19 protein-coding genes are annotated in these 21727 nt (G+C 48.6%); 7 read left to right on the plus strand and 12 right to left on the minus strand.

Annotation, left to right across the window (positions count from 1 at the left end):
* Position 1: 1 nt before the first annotated feature.
* The 4 genes from ACFQ2T_RS11195 to pip form a co-directional block, all read right to left on the minus strand.
* Positions 2–718, minus strand: coding sequence for a YfiR family protein (locus ACFQ2T_RS11195; RefSeq protein ID WP_379034434.1), 717 nt, complete (start codon positions 716–718; stop codon positions 2–4).
* 167 nt (positions 719–885) lie between these two features.
* Positions 886–2391: a tetratricopeptide repeat protein gene (locus tag ACFQ2T_RS11200; RefSeq protein WP_379034436.1), complete on the minus strand. Its 1506-nt coding sequence runs from the start codon at positions 2389–2391 to the stop codon at positions 886–888.
* Between the two features lie 156 nt (positions 2392–2547).
* A complete protein-coding gene (locus ACFQ2T_RS11205; RefSeq protein WP_379034438.1) occupies positions 2548–3834 on the minus strand; it encodes a YhjD/YihY/BrkB family envelope integrity protein in 1287 nt (428 codons plus the stop codon).
* A gap of 16 nt (positions 3835–3850) precedes the next feature.
* Positions 3851–4879, minus strand: coding sequence for a prolyl aminopeptidase (gene pip / locus ACFQ2T_RS11210; RefSeq protein ID WP_379034440.1), 1029 nt, complete (start codon positions 4877–4879; stop codon positions 3851–3853).
* A 321-nt stretch (positions 4880–5200) separates the two neighbouring features.
* On the opposite strand from pip, the gene ACFQ2T_RS11215 reads away from it, so the two are divergent.
* The 5 genes from ACFQ2T_RS11215 (at position 5201) to ACFQ2T_RS11235 (ending at position 10948) form a co-directional block, all read left to right on the plus strand.
* Positions 5201–7066 (plus strand): PQQ-dependent dehydrogenase, methanol/ethanol family, encoded by a 1866-nt coding sequence (locus ACFQ2T_RS11215; RefSeq protein ID WP_379035159.1) that lies wholly within the window; start codon positions 5201–5203, stop codon positions 7064–7066.
* A gap of 245 nt (positions 7067–7311) precedes the next feature.
* Entirely contained in the window at positions 7312–8190 is an 879-nt protein-coding gene (locus ACFQ2T_RS11220; RefSeq protein ID WP_379034442.1) for a quinoprotein dehydrogenase-associated putative ABC transporter substrate-binding protein, read from the plus strand.
* A 221-nt stretch (positions 8191–8411) separates the two neighbouring features.
* Entirely contained in the window at positions 8412–8894 is a 483-nt protein-coding gene (locus ACFQ2T_RS11225) for a c-type cytochrome (protein WP_379034444.1), read from the plus strand.
* A gap of 146 nt (positions 8895–9040) precedes the next feature.
* Positions 9041–9553, plus strand: a complete 513-nt coding sequence (locus tag ACFQ2T_RS11230) for a c-type cytochrome (RefSeq protein ID WP_379034446.1) — start codon at positions 9041–9043, stop codon at positions 9551–9553.
* Between the two features lie 69 nt (positions 9554–9622).
* Positions 9623–10948: an NAD(P)/FAD-dependent oxidoreductase gene (locus ACFQ2T_RS11235; RefSeq protein WP_379034448.1), complete on the plus strand. Its 1326-nt coding sequence runs from the start codon at positions 9623–9625 to the stop codon at positions 10946–10948.
* A 104-nt stretch (positions 10949–11052) separates the two neighbouring features.
* On the opposite strand, the gene lplT is transcribed toward ACFQ2T_RS11235, so the two are convergent.
* The 8 genes from lplT to moaA form a co-directional block, all read right to left on the minus strand.
* Positions 11053–12222, minus strand: coding sequence for a lysophospholipid transporter LplT (lplT, locus tag ACFQ2T_RS11240; protein ID WP_379034450.1), 1170 nt, complete (start codon positions 12220–12222; stop codon positions 11053–11055).
* A gap of 20 nt (positions 12223–12242) precedes the next feature.
* The gene (locus ACFQ2T_RS11245) at positions 12243–13637 is read right to left on the minus strand and encodes a PhoH family protein (protein ID WP_379034452.1); all 1395 of its coding nucleotides are present in this window, start codon (positions 13635–13637) and stop codon (positions 12243–12245) included.
* Positions 13638–13648: 11 nt separating this feature from the next.
* Positions 13649–14110, minus strand: coding sequence for a peroxiredoxin (locus ACFQ2T_RS11250; RefSeq protein ID WP_379034454.1), 462 nt, complete (start codon positions 14108–14110; stop codon positions 13649–13651).
* Positions 14111–14235: 125 nt separating this feature from the next.
* The gene (locus tag ACFQ2T_RS11255; RefSeq protein WP_379034456.1) at positions 14236–15714 is read right to left on the minus strand and encodes a sensor histidine kinase; all 1479 of its coding nucleotides are present in this window, start codon (positions 15712–15714) and stop codon (positions 14236–14238) included.
* Positions 15715–15725: 11 nt separating this feature from the next.
* On the minus strand, positions 15726–16514 hold the full coding sequence (locus tag ACFQ2T_RS11260; protein WP_379034458.1) for an energy transducer TonB: 789 nt from the start codon (positions 16512–16514) through the stop codon (positions 15726–15728).
* An 88-nt stretch (positions 16515–16602) separates the two neighbouring features.
* Positions 16603–17877, minus strand: a complete 1275-nt coding sequence (gene moeA, locus ACFQ2T_RS11265; RefSeq protein ID WP_379034460.1) for a molybdopterin molybdotransferase MoeA — start codon at positions 17875–17877, stop codon at positions 16603–16605.
* Positions 17878–17997: 120 nt separating this feature from the next.
* Complete coding sequence (gene mobA, locus ACFQ2T_RS11270; RefSeq protein WP_379034462.1) at positions 17998–18546, minus strand: molybdenum cofactor guanylyltransferase MobA; 549 nt, start codon at positions 18544–18546, stop codon at positions 17998–18000.
* Positions 18546–19556: a GTP 3',8-cyclase MoaA gene (moaA, locus tag ACFQ2T_RS11275; protein ID WP_379034464.1), complete on the minus strand. Its 1011-nt coding sequence runs from the start codon at positions 19554–19556 to the stop codon at positions 18546–18548. The genes mobA and moaA overlap by 1 nt, the downstream gene beginning before the upstream one ends.
* A 133-nt stretch (positions 19557–19689) precedes the next feature.
* Here moaA and ACFQ2T_RS11280 point away from each other — a divergent pair, with 133 nt between their 5' ends.
* Positions 19690–20157, plus strand: a complete 468-nt coding sequence (locus ACFQ2T_RS11280; protein ID WP_379035161.1) for a formate dehydrogenase subunit gamma — start codon at positions 19690–19692, stop codon at positions 20155–20157.
* Positions 20150–21715 (plus strand): formate dehydrogenase beta subunit, encoded by a 1566-nt coding sequence (locus ACFQ2T_RS11285; protein ID WP_379034466.1) that lies wholly within the window; start codon positions 20150–20152, stop codon positions 21713–21715. Before ACFQ2T_RS11280 ends, ACFQ2T_RS11285 begins: the two co-directional genes overlap by 8 nt.
* Positions 21716–21727: the final 12 nt, after the last annotated feature.

A 21727-nucleotide genomic window follows, 5' to 3' on the forward strand; every position in this document is an offset into this window, starting at 1 on the left:
CTTAATCGTTAATAATATTAGTCGCCAATTTCAACAGTCGCGCATCAAACACGATACCGGCCTGTTTTGCCGGTTGTATCCGCAAATCAAACTGGTAGCGCTTATCCTGGGCATTAATCACGACATGGCCATTGTCAGCAAATTTGTTCCCTGCGTGGACCACGGTCAGTACGACCTCTTTTTGAATGGACTGTTGTAATTCCAGCGGCTTTTGTGGAATAAAGTCCTGAATATACAACAGATTGCAACGTTTCACGTCAGCGATTGTTTTGAGTGGCAGTAAAAAAACCGGCAAATTCTGGAGTTTTTGTGATTCCAGGGTGCTGGATTGCAGGTAGCCAATATCTTCTTCAAACGCGCAAATGTGATAGGCGTCCTGTGTCACGCGGTTTGGGGTCTGGCTCAGCAAGGCAAAGTTGTAAATCAATTCAGAAGTGGTTTCACGCATGTCGTGCGGTGCAGAAGCTGCCCAGCCAATATTGGCGGTTACCAGGCCCAGGCACAAAAGGATGACATTCAGGGCAGGGCGAATCACAGTTAAGGAAGCGTGATATGGTCGCACTTTCTCGCGGCGACTGGGCTGCAACATGACCGGCAAACGATGGGATACAAAGCCGGGGAAAAGTGACATGACCAGGCTTAACGGCTGCGTTCTCCTGCAAAAGCTTGGTTTCATTTTCAGGCTGAACTCCCTTGTGATGTCATCGGGGAGCGCCACTGACTATCCTTTTAAAACAGGTGCAGGCAATTAGCGCTTAACAATCAAACATCATACCTTGTGGCGCAAAATCTACAATCTAAAACACTGATAAATTCTGTATGTATATGATAAGCAAGTTATTTTCGTGTTATTTGCGGATTAGGCCAGGGATATTGCGCGTTCAATCAATATTGGCTGCGAGCCATTTGCAGGTGCGTGGCGGGTTTTAAATCAAAGGCGACACAGATGCGGTTGGCCTCTGCATGAAAGGGAATCGTCCGGTGGAAAAGCGAAGAGGGGAACAAGACAATATCGCCGATGCCAGGCTTGATAAAATTGGTGGGAAAGTTGTCATGTAACTTTGGATAGCCGTCGCCATGCGTGCCATATTCAAATGCGCCTTCTTTAGGGTCCGCTGTCTCCGGCATGGCCAGATAAACCGCACCACTGATCCAGCCTATTTCATGGATATGTGCATCCAGATGGCCCCCTTTTTGCATATTGACGTACCACGAACTGGTGAATTCCAGTTCTTGAGGAAAGTGCGTAATCAATGCACATTGCGCCTGCTGGAAATGTTGCTGGTAAAGGCGGAACTCACGTTTCACCAGCTCTCCCAGTGCGCGGAAAGCCGCTTCCGGGCGCTTGAACAAATTACCCGCCGATTGTTTTCCATTGGTTAATCGTGCTTGCTTGCGTTCTGCAATGTCGGTTTGAGCAATATTCTCCAGCAGCTGTGCCAGTAGCGGGCTGCCAGGCGCCAGCTCGGGCATATGCCGCTGATAGACGAATTCCAGCCCGTTGGCGCAAAACTGGTAAGGGTCTGCTTCACCATGGTTGATGCTGTAATGGCTGGATAAGGTGGCAATAAATGGTGCAGTGTGCGGACCTTGCGCGATCACCTCGGCGCGCAGTTGCTTGAACGCTGCAAATTCTTCGGCTTGATATAGGCAATACAACACTCTCGATTGCCAGTCATCGAGTTGGGAGCGTTGAAAGTAAGGGATCGCTTCTTCATAACGTTTTGCCAGGTAAAGAAACTCGCCCATGTTGTAATTGGCGCCAGCATGCTCCGGATATCGCTGTAATGCTTGCTGGTAGTACTGCACTGCGAGCGTCATCTCACCCTGGTCACGCCAGGTTTCGCCCAAATTGTTGTAGGCATCGGTGTAATTGGGGAACAATTCAATCGCACGTTCGTAACTGCTTACAGCTTCAGTTAATTGCCCTTTGTCACGGTAGGCGGTGCCCAAATTAAAATGGCCGCGCGCATCCTGCGGTTGAATACGCAAACCAGTTTGATAACTGGTAATCGCTTCATCCAGGCGTCCTTGTTTCTGGAGCAAGGTGCCTAGATTGCCGTGGGCTTCAAAAAATTGCGGATTCAGCGCAATGGCTTTTCGGTAGGCTTGTTCTGCCTGTTGCAGGTGATTCAAGTGCCTTAACACTATGGCATGGTTAAACCAGAGCTCTATATTATTTGGTTGCAGTTTCAATGCTTGGGCATAGGCCAGGGATGCCTCGGGGTATTGCTGGTTTTGATCCAGTGCCAGTGCCAGCAAGTGATGCAAAATGAATTCCCGTGGAAATTGCGCAACCAGCTGCTTTGCACGGCTCGCCACGCTGGAAAATTGTTGTGCATTCAACTGCTGGATCAGCGCATTGATTTCTTGCGGGAGGGTGAGTGCCATGATGCGTCATTCCTAAGATTGTTACAATTTTGTAACATATCTTATAATTAGGCAAGGCTCTGGCAATTCTGCAAGGCTTTGGCGATTTGAGTTAGGACAAGAACTGGCAAGATTCACGGTCTAAAAGCGCATGAACTTGATGCTGTAAATAATTAATCAGGCTGGAATACTGTTGATCTGGGCATGACTGGATAACTGTTTTAGCAGGCGCACGGCAATCTTCGGATCTTCCTGCAATAAATCTTCTATGCATTCGGCATCAATTTCGATCACCGCAGCTTGTTCTGACACCACCATCGCACTGGCTGTAACAGGCTGGGCAGAAAATAAGGCAATGTCGCCAAAGAAATCGCCATATTGCAGGATGCGTATGGTTTTATCCGAGCCATCCGGCAAGCGTTGAATTAAATGTAGCGTGCCCTCTATCACCATATAGTAGTGATGGTTTGGATCGCCCTGACTGAAAATGTAATCGCCGTTGGCATAGCTCTTCCCGTATTTGTGCATCAATGTCTGCAAGTAATGCTGCTGATTGGGAATGTCATCAAACAGCCCTTTTAGCAGCAAGACATCTTTCTGCCTGAGGGTGATCATTAACTCAAAGCCAATCAGGAAAATCGCAAAGTTCAGGTAAAGCCAGCTGATGGAAACGAACATGGCTTTCATGCTGCCAAACACCGCACCGAAATTTTTATTCACGCTGAGGAACAGGCCAAATGCCGGGCGCATCAGCAGCCATAAGCCGGCGGTTAATAACGCAGACAATAACAAATGACGCCATTGCACATGCAAGGGGCAAAATGTACGGTAAAACCCGGCAATCAGGAGGGTGGTGAGCAGCAGCGATAGCACCCCGCCAACAAAATTGATCAGAGCAGGGGGCAAATGCACCGCCAGAAAAACGATGACTGATTCGAGGACAAAGCCAGCGGCAGTGAATAGGAAGAAAACCAGCAGCACCCCAAGTACCGCCATCACGTCGCGGAATTTCTTGTTCCAGAAAGACGGCACATCATGGCGACTTGCGATCTGGTAGAAGCTGGAACGCATCGCGGCGGCCAGTGGGGTGATGGTCCACAGCAAAATGAAAAAGCCCACTGCGCCCCACGCCGCTTTGGTCTGCGTATTGTTGTACACCTCTATCATGATGCGCTGGCTGAATTCCGGTAGCAGGTTACTGGTCAGTATCGCCAGTTTGACGATGGCATAGTCTGATGAGTAAACCATATGGCTGATTAAAAAGAAGATCAGGATGATCAGCGGAATCAACGCGAACAGTGCATAAAAGGATAATGCGGCAGACAAACCCATCAGGCGATGTTTGGTGACACCTTGCAGCGTGGTTTTAATGACAAATAGCGGTGTGGAGTAAGCATAAGGCAGAAGGTACTGCCGTAAGGTATGCCAGTAGCGCTTTAGCCTGATAAAACTTGTCTTCAGCATTAACTGGATTCCATGCTTACAAAGCCACCAGCGCTTTGTAACGTTCTGTCGCCGCCAATAATGCCTGGCAAGTACCTTTCTCCATGGCTGAATGGCCTGCGTCGGGCACGATGATCAATTCGGCATGCGGCATGGCATGCGAAAGTTGCCATGCCGTTTGTGGAGGACACACCATATCATAGCGGCCTTGTACTATCGTGGTAGGGATCTGTCGCAATGTCGTTGCTGCCGATGTGAGCAGCTGTTCGCCATCAATAAAGCACAAATGCTGTATGTAATGAATTTGAACGCGCGCACGGGCCAGTTCGGTGGGGCCGTCTACAGCTGAAGTATCTTTTGCCGGGCTGGCTTCTGTTAATTTTGCTTGTGTTCCTTTTGTTTGGTCTGGGCTGGCAGTGCCTGGGTTATCAGCTTTAGGAACCAGGCTCATGATGCTGGATTCAAAAGCATTCCAGCGGATGGCTGCCGGTATGCTGACAGCAGTATCTGTATTGAATACCAGGTTCGCGTAGTAATCCAGGATATTTTCCTGCTGGTCTGCTGGGACCTCTTCCAAAAGCGCACTCCATGCTTCTGGAAAAAATATGGCAACTTCGCCTAAAAACCAATTGATCTCCCGGGGCCTGCTTAAAAATATGCCTCTTAATGTCAGGCTGATAATGTCATTGGGGTGCTGGGTGGCATAGGCCAGCGCCAGCGTACTGCCCCATGAGCCACCAAACACATGCCAGTGCTTGATATTCAAGTGCTTGCGTATGTTTTCTATGTCTTCTACCAATGCCTGGGTAGTGTTGTCCTGCGTTTCACCTGCCGGTTTGCTGCGGCCACATCCGCGTTGATCAAACAGGATAATGCGGTAATACTCAGGGTCAAAAAAACGGCGCTGCGCAGGATTGCAACCACTGCCAGGCCCGCCATGTAAAAAAATCACAGGCACGCCGTCAGGATTGCCACATTGTTCAACATACACTGCATGCGTCGTGCTGACTTTTAAAAGTTCATGCTTGTAAGGTGTACATTCTGGATAAAGACTTAAATGATTCATAAAGCGAATTTTTCTTGACTGGTGAATTAACTATCTGATTTTTAGGATATTTTTTCAAGCTGATTTTAATAAAAAGAAATAACAAAAACAAAGCTGAAAAAAGTGTAACCAATTTGTAACGAAAGTGTTGCAATTGAAAACAAATTGTTCTATATTGCAATCCTCATATGCGGCAAAGTGTGAATTTCTACAGTTAGTCGGGAAATTTTCCCTAGCCGGTATTGTGTAAAGTATGCGGACAATTTAGTACTCCAATCCTAGTGGATGCAAGTTGAACATGTACTTAATATTAAACCCTTAGTATCAACTTTGGAGATCAATATGCAAGTTAATAAAATCAAACTGGCTTTGGGCCTGGTAGCAGCGTTGCCATTAGTGGCATTTGCTGCAGCAGACCAAGAAGCTGCATTGAAAGATGCGAACAACTGGGCTCACCCACGCGGTCAACATAATAACCAAGGTTACAGCGCGCTGTCACAAGTTAACAAAGGCAACGTTAAAAACCTGAAAGCTGCATGGACATTCGCAACCGGTGTAAACCGTGGTCACGAAGGTTCTCCAGTAGTAGTGGGCAACATGATGTATCTGCACACTGCTTTCCCAAACAACGTATACGCTCTGGATCTGAACGACAATCAAAAAATCGTTTGGTCCTATTTCCCAAAACAAGACCCTAGCGTTCAAGCAGTTCTGTGCTGTGACAACGTATCTCGTGGTCTGGGCTACGGCGACGGTAAAATCTTCCTGCAACAGAACGATGGCGTTCTGATCGCTTTGGATGCAAAAACTGGTGCTAAAGTATGGGATGTTAAAAACACTGATCCTAAAGTCGGTGCTACTAACACTAACGCTCCACACGTAATCAAAGACAAAGTATTGACCGGTTGTTCAGGTGCTGAATTCGGCGTACGTTGCTTTATCGCTGCATACAACCTGAAAGATGGTTCATTGGCATGGAAAGCTTACTCAGCAGGTCCAGACAGCGAATCTTTGATCGGTGCTGACTTCAACAAAGAAAACCCACAATACAGTGCTCTGTCAGTTTACCAAGACGTAAACGGCGGTAACAAAGAAGGTGGTTCTTTCAAAAAATTGCCTAACGACCAACTGAAAACAGGTGAAAAAGAATTGGGTACACGTACCTGGTTGAAACCACAAGCTGTTAAAGATGGCTGGCAACATGGTGGCGGTTCCGTATGGGGCTGGTGGCCATATGATGCAAAAACAAACCTGGTTTACTACGGTACTGGTAACCCATCCGTTTGGAACCCAGATGTACGTCCAGGCGACAACAAATGGTCTATGACTATTTTCGCTCGTGACTTAGACACTGGCGTGGCTAAATGGGGCATGCAAATGACTCCACACGATGAGTGGGACTACGATGGTATTAACGAAGTAATCCTGTTCGACAAAGGTGGCAAAACATACGCATGGCACCATGACCGTAACGGTTTCTTGTACACATGGCAAGCTGGTAACGGTACATTGGTTGCAGCTGAAAAAGTGCATCCATTTGTTAACTGGGCTAACAACGTTGACCTGAAAACTGGTGTGCCAGACAAATTGGCATCAGCTTCTACTCACCAAGACTACAATGCTAAGGGTGTTTGCCCAGCTGCTTTGGGTACTAAAGACCAACAGCCTGCTGCTTACTCTCCAAAAACAGGTTTGGTATACACACCATTGAACCACGTGTGTATGACATACGAGCCAGTTGAATCCAAATACGTTGCTGGTCAACCATGGGTTGGTGCGACATTGACTATGTTTGCTGGTCCTGACGGCGTAATGGGTGGCTTCGGCGCTTATGATCCAATGACCAACAAAAAAGTTTGGTACAACAAAGAGAAATTCTCTGCTTGGGGTGGTGCTTTGACTACTTCTACTAACGTTGTGTTCTACGGTACTTTGGATCGTTGGTTCAAAGCTGTTGATGCACAAAACGGTAAAGAGCTGTGGAAATTCCAAGTTGGTTCCGGTGTAATCGGTAACGCATTCACATACGGTAACAAAGGTAAACAATACGTTGGTGTCTTCTCCGGTATCGGTGGTTGGGCTGGCGTTGCGATGAACCTTGGTATGACTAACGACACAGACGCACTGGGTGCTGCTGGTGGTTACAAAGAGTTGACCAAGTACAACGCTGCTCCTGGCGGCGGTGCACTGAATGTATTCTCACTGTAATTTGAAATTTATTTCAAGTTAACTTAAGAAATACGTTGACTCCTCTAACACCCTGCTTCGGCAGGGTGTTTTTTTTTCATGAAATTCATGATTAGTAAATGCATTAAAAATTAAAATACGTTTTGGCAACAAATAGAAACTTATTCAAGATAAGATGATGGCTCTTGTCGGGCGTTAGCAGAACTTTTGGCTTCAAAAAGGACTCCAAGTACGACAGGTAAAACCACAATAAGGATGAAATCAAGATGAAAATGACATGGAAGTTACTGGGTGCGATTGGGTTGATGTGGGTAGCGCAAACAACAGTGTTTGCAGAGGAAATAGAAATTCCATCTATTAATCCGGATGAGGGGCGTATCGGTGAAGTACGCCGCGTAGCCGATGAATCAGAATTCAAGGTCTGTTCTGACCCTGACAACATGCCTTACTCCAATATAAAACTGGAAGGCTTTGAAGACAAAATCGCGAAAGTACTGGCAGACGATCTTGGTAAGAAATTGACATTCCAATACGCTTATAACCGCCAGGGTTTTTTGCGTAACACGATTAATGCCATGCGATGTGATGTCATTATCGGCATGACCTCAGATTTTGATGGCTTGCGCACCTCCAAACCTTATTACCGTTCTGGCCATGTGTTCGTCTGGCGTAAAGACAGCAACTACGATATTACCAACTGGGATTCGCCAGACCTGAAAAAAGGCATCATTGGTATTGTGGGTCAAAGTCCCGCCACTATTCCTTTAAATGATTTCAACCTGATGACCAATGCACGCCCTTATCGCCTGCAACGTGATTTAAACCTGCCAACCAGCTTTATGATTGATGACTTGGTTGCCGGAAAAATTGATGTAGCGATCATGTGGGCTCCGATTGCTGGTTATTACGCAAAGCAATCAAAAGTGCCGCTCGAGTTACGCATGATTCCTGAATACAACAAAGTGAATCTGAAAGGTAAAGAGTACTGGAATATCTCTGTCGCCGTGAGGATGAAAGATAAAGATCGTATCAAGATGATCAACGAAGCACTAGAGCGAAACAAAGACAAGATTGATGCAATCCTGAAAGACTACGGTATCCCAACGGTGCCTGTCGTTGAGGGTGATAGTGTGTACAAAAAATAACACTGAAATGAAAAATTGTTATAAACAAGCCTTGATTAATGACATTGGGAAAAAAACTCAGTAAAATCGAGCACTTGTTTTGAAATGGCCAAGTGAAGCATTCTGAAGATTATTCGGAAAAATTCGTCAACCGTTTCTGAAACGATTCGTTAAATGAGCATGCGTTAATTATTTCGAAATTTGATTAGCGCCGCTCATTTTGTTCAGGATTAGGAGACAACATGTTAGGCAACAAAATTAAATCAGCTGTAATGATTTCACTGTTGGCATTTGCTACCGGCGCAGTGGCTGATATTACTTTTTCGGCTACTCAAGACGGATCTACCATCACTATTGATAAAGCCATGTTTGATACCGATGCAGCTAAAGAATTTTTGGCGACAGGTAAAAACCCATATATCGGCAATGAAGCTGCGATTAAAGCAGGTAAAAAGAAATTTAACCTGTATTCATGTGTGGCCTGTCACGGTGGTAAAGGTGAAGGTGCAGTTGGTCCTGGTTTGATCGGTGCTAACTTCCGCTACGCTAAAGATGCTACCAATAAAGGTATGTTTGAAACCATCTGGCACGGTACTAACGGTGGTATGGGTGCTAAAGGCTATGGCCTGATGGCTCCAGATGATGGCTTGAAACCAGATGAAGTATTGCAAGTGATTGCTTTCATCCGTAGTAACAGTGTTGTAAAAGCAACTGGTAACGAATAATTATAATGCGAACTTAAAACGGTCACCTTGGTGACCGTTTTTTGTTTTTATGGCACAATGATTCAGTCAGTTTTATCCATAATAAAAACAAGAAAAAACTGTTTTATTTCAAAGAAAAATTCTTACTTAAAGGTATGGGGGCAATCATGAGAAGTATGTTGTTAACGTCAGTGCTGGCAGCGTTGTTGGCGGCATGTGGTAACGGTAGTCAAACATCAGGTGCTAGCGCCGAGTCGTCTGAAGATATTAAAGCGATTAAATTCGAGGCGACCCAGGACGGACAGCCTTTGCAAATCGATGTCAAAATGTTTGATACACCGGGTGCAAAAGAGTTTTTGAGCACAGGCAAAAATCCTTACATCGGCAAGGAAGATGCGATCAAGGAAGGTAAAAAGAAATTCAACCTGTTCTCTTGCGTGGCATGTCATGGCGGACACGGTGAAGGCGCGGTTGGGCCTGGCCTGATTGGTGAAAACTTCCGTTATGCCAAGAATGCCACCAACAAAGGTATGTTTGAAACCATCTGGCACGGCACTAACGGTGGCATGGGGGCCAAAGGGTTTGGCCTGATGGCACCAGATGATGGCTTGAAACCAGACGACGTATTGAAAGTGATCGCTTTTATTCGTAGCCATGCAAAAATCACAGGCAACGAATAGCGGTATAATGTAGTTGTTGTGCGCGCTTGGCTGTACGGCAGGCGCGCTTTTTTATTGAAGGATATAAGTGTGACGGATGAAAATAATTTACACCATGTCATCATCGTAGGTGGTGGCGCAGGTGGCCTGGAATTGGCGACGAAGCTGGGAGATTCCCTTGGCAAAAAGAAGAAGGCTCTCATCACGCTGATCGATAGCACCAGGACACATGTATGGAAGCCGTTATTGCATGAGATCGCTGCCGGAAGTATGGACCCGGACCGCCATGAGCTGGATTACCTGGCGCAGGCACACTGGCATCATTTCAAATTCCGCCTGGGACGTATGGATGGCTTGAACCGTGCCACACGAGAGGTGAGCCTGGCGCCATTTATGGATGAAGATGGCAATGAAGTGATTGCGCGCCGCACCTTTAAATACGACACGCTGATTATTGCAGTGGGCAGTACAACCAACGACTTTGGTATTAAAGGTGCTCGCGAATATTCACTAGCACTGGACACGCATTCCCAGGCACAAAGATTCCATCGTTATTTGCATAACGCATTGTTGCGTGCGCAAACACAGCCTGAGCCATTGAAACCCGGTCAGCTGGAAGTGGCCATTGTTGGCGCCGGTGCAACAGGTGTGGAACTGGCAGCTGAATTGCACAACACCACGCGTGAATTAACGGCATATGGGCTGGACAAGATTGACGCTGACCGTGATGTGAAGATTTCACTGATTGAAGCCAGTGATCGTATTTTGCCTGCATTACCAAACAAGCTTTCTTATGCGGTGGATGTTGAGTTGCGTAAACTGCGCGTCAATGTATTTACCGGTGAGCGTGTGACCGAAGTTTCGCCCAAAGGCATTACCACGCACAGTGGACGCTTTATTCCTGCGGAACTGGTGGTATGGGCGGCAGGTATCAAGGCGCCGGATTTCCTGAAGGATATCGACGGCCTGGAAACCAATAGAATCAATCAGCTCGTAGTGAACCAGCATCTGCAAACGACGCGGGATGAGCATATTTTTGCTTTTGGCGATTGTGCCGCCTGCCCATGGCTGGGGCATGACACCACGGTGCCGCCACGTGCACAGGCTGCACACCAGGAAGCATCATTACTGGTTAAAACAGTGAAGGCGCGCGTTGCCGGTAAAGAAACGCTGCCGGAGTTTCATTACCGCGATTATGGCTCACTGGTTAACCTGGGCAAATACTCCACGGTTGGCAGCCTGATGGGCGCAGTGGCGGGCGGCAGCATGTATATTCAAGGGTTGTTTGCCAGAGTGATGTACCGCAGCTTGTATAAAATGCACTTGATGGCTTTGCATGGTGTGCTGGCGGTGATTATTCATAGCATAGGCCGTCTGATTTCCAGACGTACCGAACCGCATGTGAAATTGCACTGATTTTGATAGGGTGGTTTTTGCAGATAGACTGCAAAAGCATCACAAAATAAAAGGGCGCTTCAAGCGCCCTTTTATTTATTCTGAATACTGTTCAATAAAAATGTTTAGCGCTGAATATGTTTGCGGTAGACGAATGTAATCAGTGACATGCTGACGATAATAAACACGCCAAAGATCGCCACGATAGTATTGATCTCGAACTGCGCACCCACCATCCAGGTATACGCACCCAGTAGCAATAATATGCCGATATTCTCGTTAAAATTCTGTACGGCAATCGAGTGTCCGGCACCTAGCAAATGATGACCACGGTGTTGTAGCAGCGAATTAAGCGGCACCAGGAAATAGCCCGACAACACGCCAATGACAAACAATAAAACCGCCGCGACTATAGGATTGGTGATCAACACCATGCTGATGACCAGGATACCCATATAGATACCGGCTGGCAGCACTTTGACTGCATTTTCCAGCTGCACATAGCGCGAGGCAATCACTGAGCCTGCAGCGATGCCTACGGCCAGGATAGCGATCAGGTAAGTGGCTTCCTGCTGGGTAAAGCCCAGCTTAACATCCGCCCACTTCAGTACCACAAACTGTAAGGTGGCACCTGCGCCCCAGAACAATGTAGTCACCGCTAATGACACTTGCCCCTGTGGATCTTTCCACAACGTAACAAATGCGTGCCAGAAGTCTTTCAGCAAAAACCTCAATGTTTTTTGCTCAACCTTGTGGTCGATAGGGACTTTAGGGATGAAGTAATTAAATGCTGCGGCCAGTAGATAAAGCAGGGTGATAAACGCAATGCCAACGTAAGGGCTGGTTGCCGCCGCGATGGTAGAGCCAAATACAGGTCCCAGAATAATCGCGGTTACCGTTGTACCTTCCATCCAGGCATTGGCTTTAATCAGCAGATGCGAAGGCAGCATTTCGGTGAGGATGCCGTATTTCGCCGGCGAGTAAGCAGCGGCACCTATGCCGACGACAGCATAGGCATATAAGGGCGGGACGCCAGCAAGCGCCAGTAAGCAGCCGATAAACTTCAGGCCATTGCTCAAAAACATGACGCGGCCTTTAGGCAGGGCATCCGCAAATGGACCGACAAACGGCGCCAGCACGATATAAGAAATCACAAAAAACTCGCGCAACAAAGGCTCGTGCCAAGTCGGAGCGTTGAGTTGCGCGAGCAGAGCGATTGCCGCAAACAGCAGTGCATTATCGGCGATTGCCGATAAAAACTGGGCAATCAGTAGTGTATAAAAGCCTTTGACCATAACATGGGGCAGACCTGCGTCTACAGCACCTCTGCCGCAAAATCCGCCAGGCGCGAGCGTTCGCCGCGAATCAAGGTAATGTGGCCGTTATGCTGCCAGTTCTTGAAACGGTCAACCACATAGGTAAGGCCAGAACTGCCCTCGGTCAGGTAGGGTGTATCAATTTGGGCAATATTGCCGAGACAAACCACTTTGGTGCCTGGACCTGCGCGGGTGATCAGGGTTTTCATTTGTTTTGGCGTCAGGTTCTGCGCTTCGTCAATAATCAGGAATTTATTTAGGAATGTGCGTCCGCGCATAAAGTTCAGTGACTTAATCTTGATCCGTGTGCGAATCAGGTCTTGTGTCGCGGCACGGCCCCATTCACCGACATCTTCATCGGTTTTGTTCAGTACATCCAGGTTATCTTCGAGCGCACCCATCCACGGCGCCATTTTCTCCTCTTCAGTGCCCGGTAAAAAGCCGATATCTTCACCTACCGGCACGGTGACACGGGTCATGATGATTTCAGAATAACGTTTTTTATCCAGCGTCTGTGTGAGGGCTGCAGCCAGGGTCAGCAAGGTTTTACCTGTACCGGCCTGGCCCAGCAGGGTCACGAAATCGATTTCAGGGTCCATTAACAGGTTCAGGGCGAAGTTCTGTTCGCGGTTACGTGCAGTAATGCCCCAGACATTATGTTTCGGGTTGGCGTGGTCATGTACAACTTCAAGCACCGCAGAGTTATCTTCAAGTTTGCGCACAATCGCGTGAAATGGCTTGTTGTACTCGTAGAACACAAACTCATTGATCAGCAGAGATTTCACAATCGGGCCGTTGATCTTGTAAAACATGCGGCCTGCTTCCTGCCAGGAGTGCATATCCTTGCTATGCGCTTCCCAGAAGTCTTCCGGTAGCTCGCGCAAGCCTGTATACAGTAACTCGCTGTCTTCAAGCACCTTGTCATTGAAATAGTCTTCGGAAGGCACACCCATGGCGCGTGCCTTGATGCGGATATTGATATCCTTGCTGACCAGAATGACATTACGGTCCGGGGATTGTTTTTTGAGTGCCAGGACAACACTGATAATCTGGTTATCTGCCTTGCTACCCGCCAGTCCTGGCAGGTCTGTAGGCACATGTTCGGTCTGGAAAAAAAGTTTGCCGGACAGGTGGCGATTACCCTTGATTGCCAGTTGACAGCCAGCCTCCAGATTGCTGGTGTCTGCCCCACCCATGATTTCTTCAAGGAAGCGGCTAGCCTGGCGGGCATTGCGGGCAACTTCAGTCAGCCCTTTTTTGCCATTGTCCAACTCTTCCAGGGTCACCATCGGCAAATACACATCATGTTCTTCAAACCTGAACAACGATGAAGGATCGTGCATCAGTACATTTGTATCCAGAACGAACAACTTAGTTTGCGGAGCACGTGCCATAGAAAATCACTTTATGAGTGGAAAGATTGGATGCTGGCCAGCACTTCAGCGGCGTGGCCATCGACCTTGACACCACGCCACTCGCGGACAATGGTGCCTGTTGGGTCTATCAAAAACGTACTGCGCTCAATACCACGTACCTGTTTTCCGTACATGTTTTTCATTTTAATCACATTGAATGCCTGGCAGGCCATTTCATCCGCGTCCGAGATCAATTCAAATGGAAAGGTGTACTTGGCTTTGAAATTTTCATGCGATTTGAGGCTGTCGCGCGAAATGCCAAAAATGACTGCATTAGCGTCAGTGAATTCGGCATGCAGATCTCGAAATTGAACGCCTTGGGTAGTACAGCCAGGGGTGGCATCTTTGGGGTAAAAATACAAAACAACGAATTTTCCCAAATAGTCACTGACTTTGAATTGAAGGCCGGAAGTTGTCGGCAGGGATAATGCGGGAGCAGGTGAATTCAACATAATATTGGTGGCAAAAGCTTAATCACATTGTTGATAAAAAACCAAAATTAAGCAAGCAGAAAAAGAAAAATTTCCGGACTACCCATTATGCCGCCTCCATCAGGCATGTAGGCATTTGGCCTGCCTTACTGCGGCAGGGAAATGGTAATACGGGTGCCGTTGCCAGCCTGACTTTCAAATTCCATCGCCCCGCCCAGCTCATCGCAGACTTTGAATGCGAAAGGAATGCCCAGGCCGGTACCGAAGCGTTTGGTGGTCGGGCCCGGTGTAATGGCATGCGGGTCAGGTTTGAATGGCATGCCCGGCCCCTGGTCAATAATCACCAGGGTCAATATATTATCCAGCAGCGAACACTGGATATGGATATCTGTGCCTTTGGGAGAAGCTTCTGAGGCATTCAGCAGTAAGTTGTAGAGCATTTGTTCCAGCAGGTGCTCATCGGTCAGGATCAGGCGCTTGATATTGGCACTGTCTTCAATCACTCTGATGTTTTTCTCAGTCAGCTTGGGCTGCAAGGTAATGATGGCACCCTGTACAATCGAAGAAAGCATCAACTGGTTCAGCATCGGTTTGATCGGGTGCAGATAGGAGAGTAGGCTACCGGTCCACCTTTCCAGTCTATCCACCGTGTGGATGATGCCATGCACAGATTCCTGGGTGTCTTTATCCGGAGCATCGATCACCTGGGCGGTGGCGCGTATGCTGGCCAGCGGATTCCGTATATTGTGCGCCAGCATAGGCACCAGCAGGCCCAGCGCAGCCTGTTTCTCGCTTTTCACCAGCGCGTCCCGGCTTAAAGCGAGGTCTTCCGCCATTTTGTTAATTTCTTTTGATAACACTGCCAGTTCTTCAGCGCCAGCTTCAGGCACTTGATGGCTCAAGTTGCCGGTACTGATGGCATTGGTGGCAACCATGATGTCATTAATGGGTTTAACGATAGAGCGTTTTAAAATGCGGCGTGAGTAAAGAATCAGCACAAAGGCTAGCAGAAGGGGCAGGGATAGCACGGCAATGGAGCTGCTTCTGGCATCATCCAGCCGGTTCTTGATCTCGCTTTGCTTGATCATCAGCAGGTGTTCGGCGCGTTTGGAGACTTCTTCGTAGTGCGTGAAAATACCAGTCTCGATATCCTGGTAAATAGATTTTTGCGCCTGTTTGTTGGGGTTGTTCTGGTAGCGGTAAAACAAGGTAGGCGCTTCATTCACCAGCTTGCGGTATTTACTTTCTATCTCGCTGAGTGCGGTGCGCTCTTCTTCATCAATGGCGATGCTTTGTAAGCGCTGCAAATGCACGAGGATGGACGTGGTGTAGTGATTGTATTCATTCAGTGCATTTTCTTCCTGCAGGAAAAAAGCATCGAACAATTCTTTTACCTGGCGGTATAGATCGCCTCTGACCAGGTAAATTTCTTGGATCACCATATTGATACGCTGCGATTGCTTGGAAGCCTTATCCCACAGGTAAATGCCGTAGCCACCGCTGGCAACCGCCAAGATAATCAAAGCAATAAAATACAGGTCATGAAACAGCAGTAAATGCTTGAGCGATTTGCCATAAGCCCGCTGTGTGAAAGCCGTTTTAAATTTTTCTTTGGGAAATGCCATGGGCCGCGGGCTTAGCTGGACAGCTTGAAGCTGACCGTGACGATAATATTATTGATTTTACCGCGCAGGATCTCGTTGAAGTGAGGTTTTAACTGCGACTTCTGCGCTGCGGCCAAGGCTGCGTCATCGATTGCCTTATTACCACTGGACTCCACCACTTCAATGCCTGTGATGTCGCCGTGGTCATCAATGTTGATCTTCAACCTCACATCGCCTTCAATGCCTCTATCCTGAGCGATTCTGGGATAGCGCTGGTTTTTCTTCAGTTCCCGGTGCGCTGCATTTCTAAACGCATTGCGCGCAGCTTCAATATCGCCCTCACTCGGGCCGGTGGCTTTGGGTGGCTCAGCTGGCGGTGCAGGCTGGGCCGGGGGCGGCACCACCACTTCAGATTTACTTTCACTCGCGGTAGGTTTTGCCGTAATCACCGCCGGGGCGGGTGCTTCTGCGACTGCGCGCGTGGGCTCTGATGGTGGTTCTACCACTGGTGATGCTTTTTGCGGCACTGGTTTTTGTTCAGTTGGCTTAGGCTCTACCGGCTTAGGTGGCGGTTTGACCGGCTGTGGCTTGGGTGGCTCAGGCGTTGGTGGTGTAGGCTGAGGTTCTGCAGCTGGCAAAGCGGGCGCAGGCGGCGTCTCTTTCACCAGTTCAATCTGGATTTCCTGTTTTATGACAGGCGGTTTTTCATAGGTAGGTTTTGGAGTGAACAGCACAATCGATGCATGTATCAACAGCGAGCCAATCAGGCACCACTCCAATGCATGTTTGAATTGTTTTGATTCTTTCAGTACGGCTTGCACGCCTAAATCCTAACCTTAAACCCCCATCACGACCCGACACTATAAGCTATTTTTTAGCATTCTTGCCAGAGGCAAAAGGTTTGTTTATCTAGCAGGCGCCCTGGAAAGGTTGTACTTCTACTATCGCACCCGCAGCCAGTGCGCCGGTTTTTTCACTCAGCACAATAAAGCAATTGGCCCGGCTCATGCTGCTTAAAATGCCTGAGCCTTGTTCACCGGTGGTTTTGACTTTCCAGTCTTCCCCGTCTTTAAATAGTATGCCGCGCTGGAACTCGGTACGGCCAGTAGCCTTTTTAATAGCATTTACGCATTCAACCTTGAAAGCAGGCGATGTCAAGTCGGCGGTGCCCATCAGGTGCTTGAGCGCATCCTGTACAAACTGGTAAAAAGTCACCATGGCAGAAACCGGGTTGCCAGGCAGGCCAAAATAATGGGCACCGCCAATTTTGCCGTAGGCCAGCGGGCGGCCGGGCTTCATATTGATTTTCCAGAATAGCACCTGTCCATGCTTGGCTAACAGTTGTTTCATAAAGTCTGCCTCGCCCACCGAGACGCCACCCGTGGTGATCACGACATCATGTTCAGCCGCCGCTTTTAGTAATGTTTTTTCTAATGCTGCAGGGTCATCAGCCACATTGCCAAGATCATTTATTTCAACCCCCGCGGCTTGCAACACTCCCCATAAACTATAACGGTTGCTGTCGTAAATCTGCCCTTGCTGCAAAGGCTGACCCACGCTGACCAACTCATCACCGGTGCTGAAGAAGGCTACTTTCAAACGACGGTAAACCTCAATCTCGGCAACGCCCAAAGAAGCAAGCAGGCCCATATCCGCCGGTTCAATACGATGACCCCTCGCCAGCACCGCTTGGCCAGCAGCGATATCTTCACCGGTCAGGCGGATATTGGCACCCGGCGCCGGTAATTTTGTCAGGGTCACCCACTCGCCTTGCGTGGATGTGTGTTCCTGCATAATCACTGTATCCACCGTAGGCGGAACCACAGCACCGGTCATGATTTTGATGCAGCAGCCTGTAGGAATCTCGGCGTTGAAGGGGGCACCCGCAAAGGCAGTGCCTATGACTTTAAGCGCATTGCTCGCTTCGGCATGTCTGAAGGCAAAGCCATCCATGGCTGAGTTGTCATTGCCCGGTACATTCAGGCCAGAAGTCACCGGAACAGCTAATACGCGCCCCAGGCTGGCTTTAATCGCTACCGTTTCGGTCTCACTCACCGGACTTAAAAACTGTTGAATGTAATGACGTGCCTGGGTTACCGACATGGCATTCGGGTCATAATCGTCCACGCAGGAAGCATTTGAAACTAAAGCAGAAAGGTCTAAATCAGAAGGTTGTGGAGACATGACAAATATTCACCAATCGCGAAAAACATTATTTTTACATACTAAAAGGGGCTGTCACCAATTTTCAGCGGCAGACGCTTATGTGCTCAACCAGGGAAGTTAATTTAAAACATAACATCGTTACTGAGGATGATTGATGTTAGTAAATGCTTGCTCATCTTTAAAATCAACAAACACGGGAGAATGTCTCGCTTGCCAGGCGCTGACCCGCCGCTGGCCATCATTCAAATATGTATTCAGGTCAGCACTTAAGGAGCGATGAAGCAGGCAAAAAACGGGATGGTCACCGCTGGCGCTACGGGCAATGGCGACTAAAGTGTTTGATTCCTGAATGGCCTGCGACAGTCGTTCGGCTAAATCCAGCGGTAATAGTGGCGAGTCGCATGGCGCCGTGAGTATCCACTCTGTCTCGGCATGCGCTAATCCTGCCTGGAGTCCTGCCAGGGGGCCATCAAACTGGTTAGTGGCATCTGTGACAACCGTGACGCCGTATTGCTGATAAAGATCGATATTACGATTGGCATTAACAATGACCTGAGCCACTTGCGGCTGGATGCGTTCCAGCACATGCGCCACCATCGCCTTGCCCTGGTAATCGACTAATCCCTTATCAACGCCACCCATGCGCATGCCGCGGCCACCGGCTAGAATCACTGCGGTAATATCCATCAACCACCTGTGTGTGACATAAAGCGGATTACGGCTGGTGCGGCACGCTGTAAATCAAAATCGTGGCCTTTTGGCTTGATGCGCATGCCATGCAGAATCGCTTCTACCAGTGGCTTATCATCCGTAGGGTGCGCACGCAAAATCGGCATCAGGTCTATATTGTGTTCTTGCCCCAGGCATAAAAAGAGTTCGCCTTTGCAAGTGATACGGACGCGGTTGCAGCTTTCACAAAAATTATGGCTATGTGGCGAGATAAATCCGATTCTGGTTTTTTGTCCATTGACTTGCCAGTAGCGTGCAGGGCCGCCGGTTTTGTGAGTGCTCGGTGTGAGTGAGAACTTACTTTTTAATTTTTCTAGTGTTTCTGTATTACTGACACAGCTGCTTTCCCGGGTGTGATTCACTTCTCCCAAAGGCATTTCTTCAATGAAGCTGATGTCTATATTTTTCCTGATGGCAAAGTTAACCAGGTCGAACGCTTCATCGTCATTGATGCCACGCATCAGCACGGTATTCAGCTTGATATTATCAAACCCGGCCTGAATGGCATGCTCGAGGCCAGATAGCACTTTTGCCAAATCCCCCACCCGGGTAATTTTGCGGAAACGTGCTTCATCCAGGCTATCAAGTGAGATGTTGATACGGTTAACCCCGGCTACTTTTAGTGGCAGGCTGAACCGGTCGAGCTGGCTGCCATTGGTGGTGAGCAGACATTCTTGCAGGCCAGGCAGGTGACCGATCTCTTCAAATAGCCACATGGCATTTTTGCGCACCAGCGGTTCGCCGCCTGTGATGCGCACTTTACTCACTCCCATGCGCACAAATAATTTAACCAGCCGTGCGCACTCTTCCAGCGTCAGCACTTCATCGCGTGGCAGAAAGGTCATTTCTTCAGCCATGCAGTACTGGCAGCGGAAGTCGCAACGGTCTGTAATCGACAGGCGAATATAGTCCACCCGACGGCCAAACTGGTCGATCAACTCGGTAGGAAAATTTTCCAAAGGGGTCATGAAACTCATGAATCTTAAAGTAATCAATATATTATGCCCTTTTCCTGCTTTAACAAGGCATAAATAGAGGTTATTATTCGATGGTGATAGAATGTAACTGAATTGTAAATGCGAGGTTGGTTTGAACCAGACACTGAGCCATGAGCAGCAAACGCGCATTCAAGCGCATATTCAAGCACATCGTCTTGTACCAGGCGGTTTAATGCCGCTTTTACATGCGATTCAGGATGATATTGGCTATGTGCCAGAAGACGTTTATCCTGATATTTCCAGCGCCCTGGCACTCTCGGTTGCCGAGGTGCATGGCGTAGTCAGTTTTTATCATCACTTCCGCACTCACCCGATAGGCAAGCACGTATTACAGATTTGCCGCGCCGAATCCTGCCAGGCAATGGGTTCTGAAAAACTTGAGGCCGATCTTAAATCCAGCCTGGGTGTGGACTACCATCAAACAACACAAGACGGCCGGATCACATTGTTACCCGTATATTGTCTTGGCAACTGCGGCTGTTCACCGGCGGTGATGCTGAATGATGAAGTTTATGGGCGTATGAATAGCGAAAAGGTTTCTGAGCTGATTGCCGAGGTTTGTCATGGTTAAGTTATATGTGCCAATTGACTCGACCGCCTTGTCGCTAGGCGCCGAGCGCACTGCCAAAGCCATTGTGGCAGAAGCGCAAGCAAGACGTATTGATATACAGCTGATCCGTAACGGTTCACGCGGACTGTTCTGGCTGGAGCCATTGGTGGAAGTCGAGCTTGCCGAAGGTCGCGTCGCTTTTGGACCAGTGCAACCTAAAGACGTTGCCAGCCTGTTTGATGCAGATTTTATCAACGCCCTGTCTGACTCCGCCAAATCCCATCCTTTGTATCTCGGGTTAACCGAAGAGCTTGCCTGGTTGAAAAAACAGCAGCGCCTGACATTTGCCCGCGTAGGGATCACCGATCCGGTATCGCTGGAAGATTATCTGGCCCATGATGGCTACAAAGGCCTGAAAAATGCACTGGCATTGAGCGGAGCTGATATTGTGAAAGCGGTGACGGATTCCGGTTTGCGTGGCCGCGGTGGTGCAGCTTTCCCGACCGGTATCAAATGGAATACGGTGCTGAATGCGCCGGCAGAGCAGAAGTATGTGGTGTGCAATGCCGATGAAGGCGATTCCGGCACTTATTCTGACCGCATGATCATGGAAGATGATCCGTTTGTCCTGATTGAAGGGATGACGATTGCCGGAGTCGCTGTCGGCGCTACCCAGGGCTATATCTATTTACGCAGCGAATATCCGCACGCACTCAAAACCCTGAATGAAGCCATCCGCCGGGCAAATGTAGCTGGCTACCTGGGTGAAAATATCCAAGGCTCCGGCAAAACCTTTTATCTGGAAGTACGCCGTGCCGCAGGGGCTTATGTCTGTGGTGAAGAGACTTCTCTGCTGGAGAGCCTGGAAGGCAAACGTGGCCTGGTGCGTTTCAAACCCCCATTGCCTGCGATTGAAGGCCTGTTTGGCAAACCAACCATCGTAAATAATGTGATTTCGCTGGCAACTGTGCCGATCATCCTCGATAAAGGTGCGCAGTATTATGCTGATTACGGCATGGGCAGGTCACGCGGCACGCTACCTATCCAGCTAGCGGGTAACCTGAAGAAAACCGGATTGGTTGAACTGGCATTTGGCGCCACTTTGCGCGAGCTGTTGTATAACTATGGTGGTGGCTCGGCCTCCGGTAAACCTATCCGTGCGGTGCAGGTTGGAGGCCCTTTAGGTGCTTACCTGCCGGAAAGCCAGTTTGATACACCGCTGGATTATGAGGAGTTTGGCAAAATCTGGGCGGTACTTGGTCATGGCGGCATCGTAGCATTCGATGAAACGGCGGATATGGCCAAAATGGCACGTTACGCGTTTGAATTCTGCGCCGTTGAAAGCTGTGGTAAATGTACGCCGTGCCGGATTGGTTCTACTCGTGGCGTTGAGGTGATGGATAAAATTGTGGCCGGTAAAAACCATCCGCAGAATGTGCAGTTGCTGCGGGATTTGTCGGACACCATGCTGAATGGTTCTTTATGCGCACTGGGTGGCATGACGCCTTACCCGGTATTAAGTGCGCTGAATCATTTTCCCGAAGATTTTGGTCTGAGTAATAAAGAAGCTGCTGCCTAGGCAGTAAAGGTG

Source organism: Methylophilus flavus, from assembly GCF_042678905.1.
Classification (GTDB): Bacteria; Pseudomonadota; Gammaproteobacteria; order Burkholderiales; family Methylophilaceae; genus Methylophilus; species Methylophilus flavus.

What these genes read in the sequence shown, in the direction of transcription:
- ACFQ2T_RS11230 (WP_379034446.1), top strand. Translation starts at nt 9,041, where the DNA reads ATGAGAAGTATGTTGTTAACGTCAGTGCTGGCAGCGTTGTTGGCGGCA.
- ACFQ2T_RS11285 (WP_379034466.1), top strand. Translation starts at nt 20,150, where the DNA reads ATGGTTAAGTTATATGTGCCAATTGACTCGACCGCCTTGTCGCTAGGC.
- ACFQ2T_RS11215 (WP_379035159.1), top strand. Translation starts at nt 5,201, where the DNA reads ATGCAAGTTAATAAAATCAAACTGGCTTTGGGCCTGGTAGCAGCGTTG.
- ACFQ2T_RS11225 (WP_379034444.1), top strand. Translation starts at nt 8,412, where the DNA reads ATGTTAGGCAACAAAATTAAATCAGCTGTAATGATTTCACTGTTGGCA.
- ACFQ2T_RS11250 (WP_379034454.1), bottom strand. Translation starts at nt 14,110, where the DNA reads ATGTTGAATTCACCTGCTCCCGCATTATCCCTGCCGACAACTTCCGGC.
- lplT (WP_379034450.1), bottom strand. Translation starts at nt 12,222, where the DNA reads ATGGTCAAAGGCTTTTATACACTACTGATTGCCCAGTTTTTATCGGCA.
- pip (WP_379034440.1), bottom strand. Translation starts at nt 4,879, where the DNA reads ATGAATCATTTAAGTCTTTATCCAGAATGTACACCTTACAAGCATGAA.
- ACFQ2T_RS11205 (WP_379034438.1), bottom strand. Translation starts at nt 3,834, where the DNA reads ATGCTGAAGACAAGTTTTATCAGGCTAAAGCGCTACTGGCATACCTTA.
- ACFQ2T_RS11255 (WP_379034456.1), bottom strand. Translation starts at nt 15,714, where the DNA reads ATGGCATTTCCCAAAGAAAAATTTAAAACGGCTTTCACACAGCGGGCT.
- ACFQ2T_RS11220 (WP_379034442.1), top strand. Translation starts at nt 7,312, where the DNA reads ATGAAAATGACATGGAAGTTACTGGGTGCGATTGGGTTGATGTGGGTA.
- mobA (WP_379034462.1), bottom strand. Translation starts at nt 18,546, where the DNA reads ATGGATATTACCGCAGTGATTCTAGCCGGTGGCCGCGGCATGCGCATG.
- ACFQ2T_RS11200 (WP_379034436.1), bottom strand. Translation starts at nt 2,391, where the DNA reads ATGGCACTCACCCTCCCGCAAGAAATCAATGCGCTGATCCAGCAGTTG.
- moeA (WP_379034460.1), bottom strand. Translation starts at nt 17,877, where the DNA reads ATGTCTCCACAACCTTCTGATTTAGACCTTTCTGCTTTAGTTTCAAAT.
- ACFQ2T_RS11245 (WP_379034452.1), bottom strand. Translation starts at nt 13,637, where the DNA reads ATGGCACGTGCTCCGCAAACTAAGTTGTTCGTTCTGGATACAAATGTA.
- moaA (WP_379034464.1), bottom strand. Translation starts at nt 19,556, where the DNA reads ATGACCCCTTTGGAAAATTTTCCTACCGAGTTGATCGACCAGTTTGGC.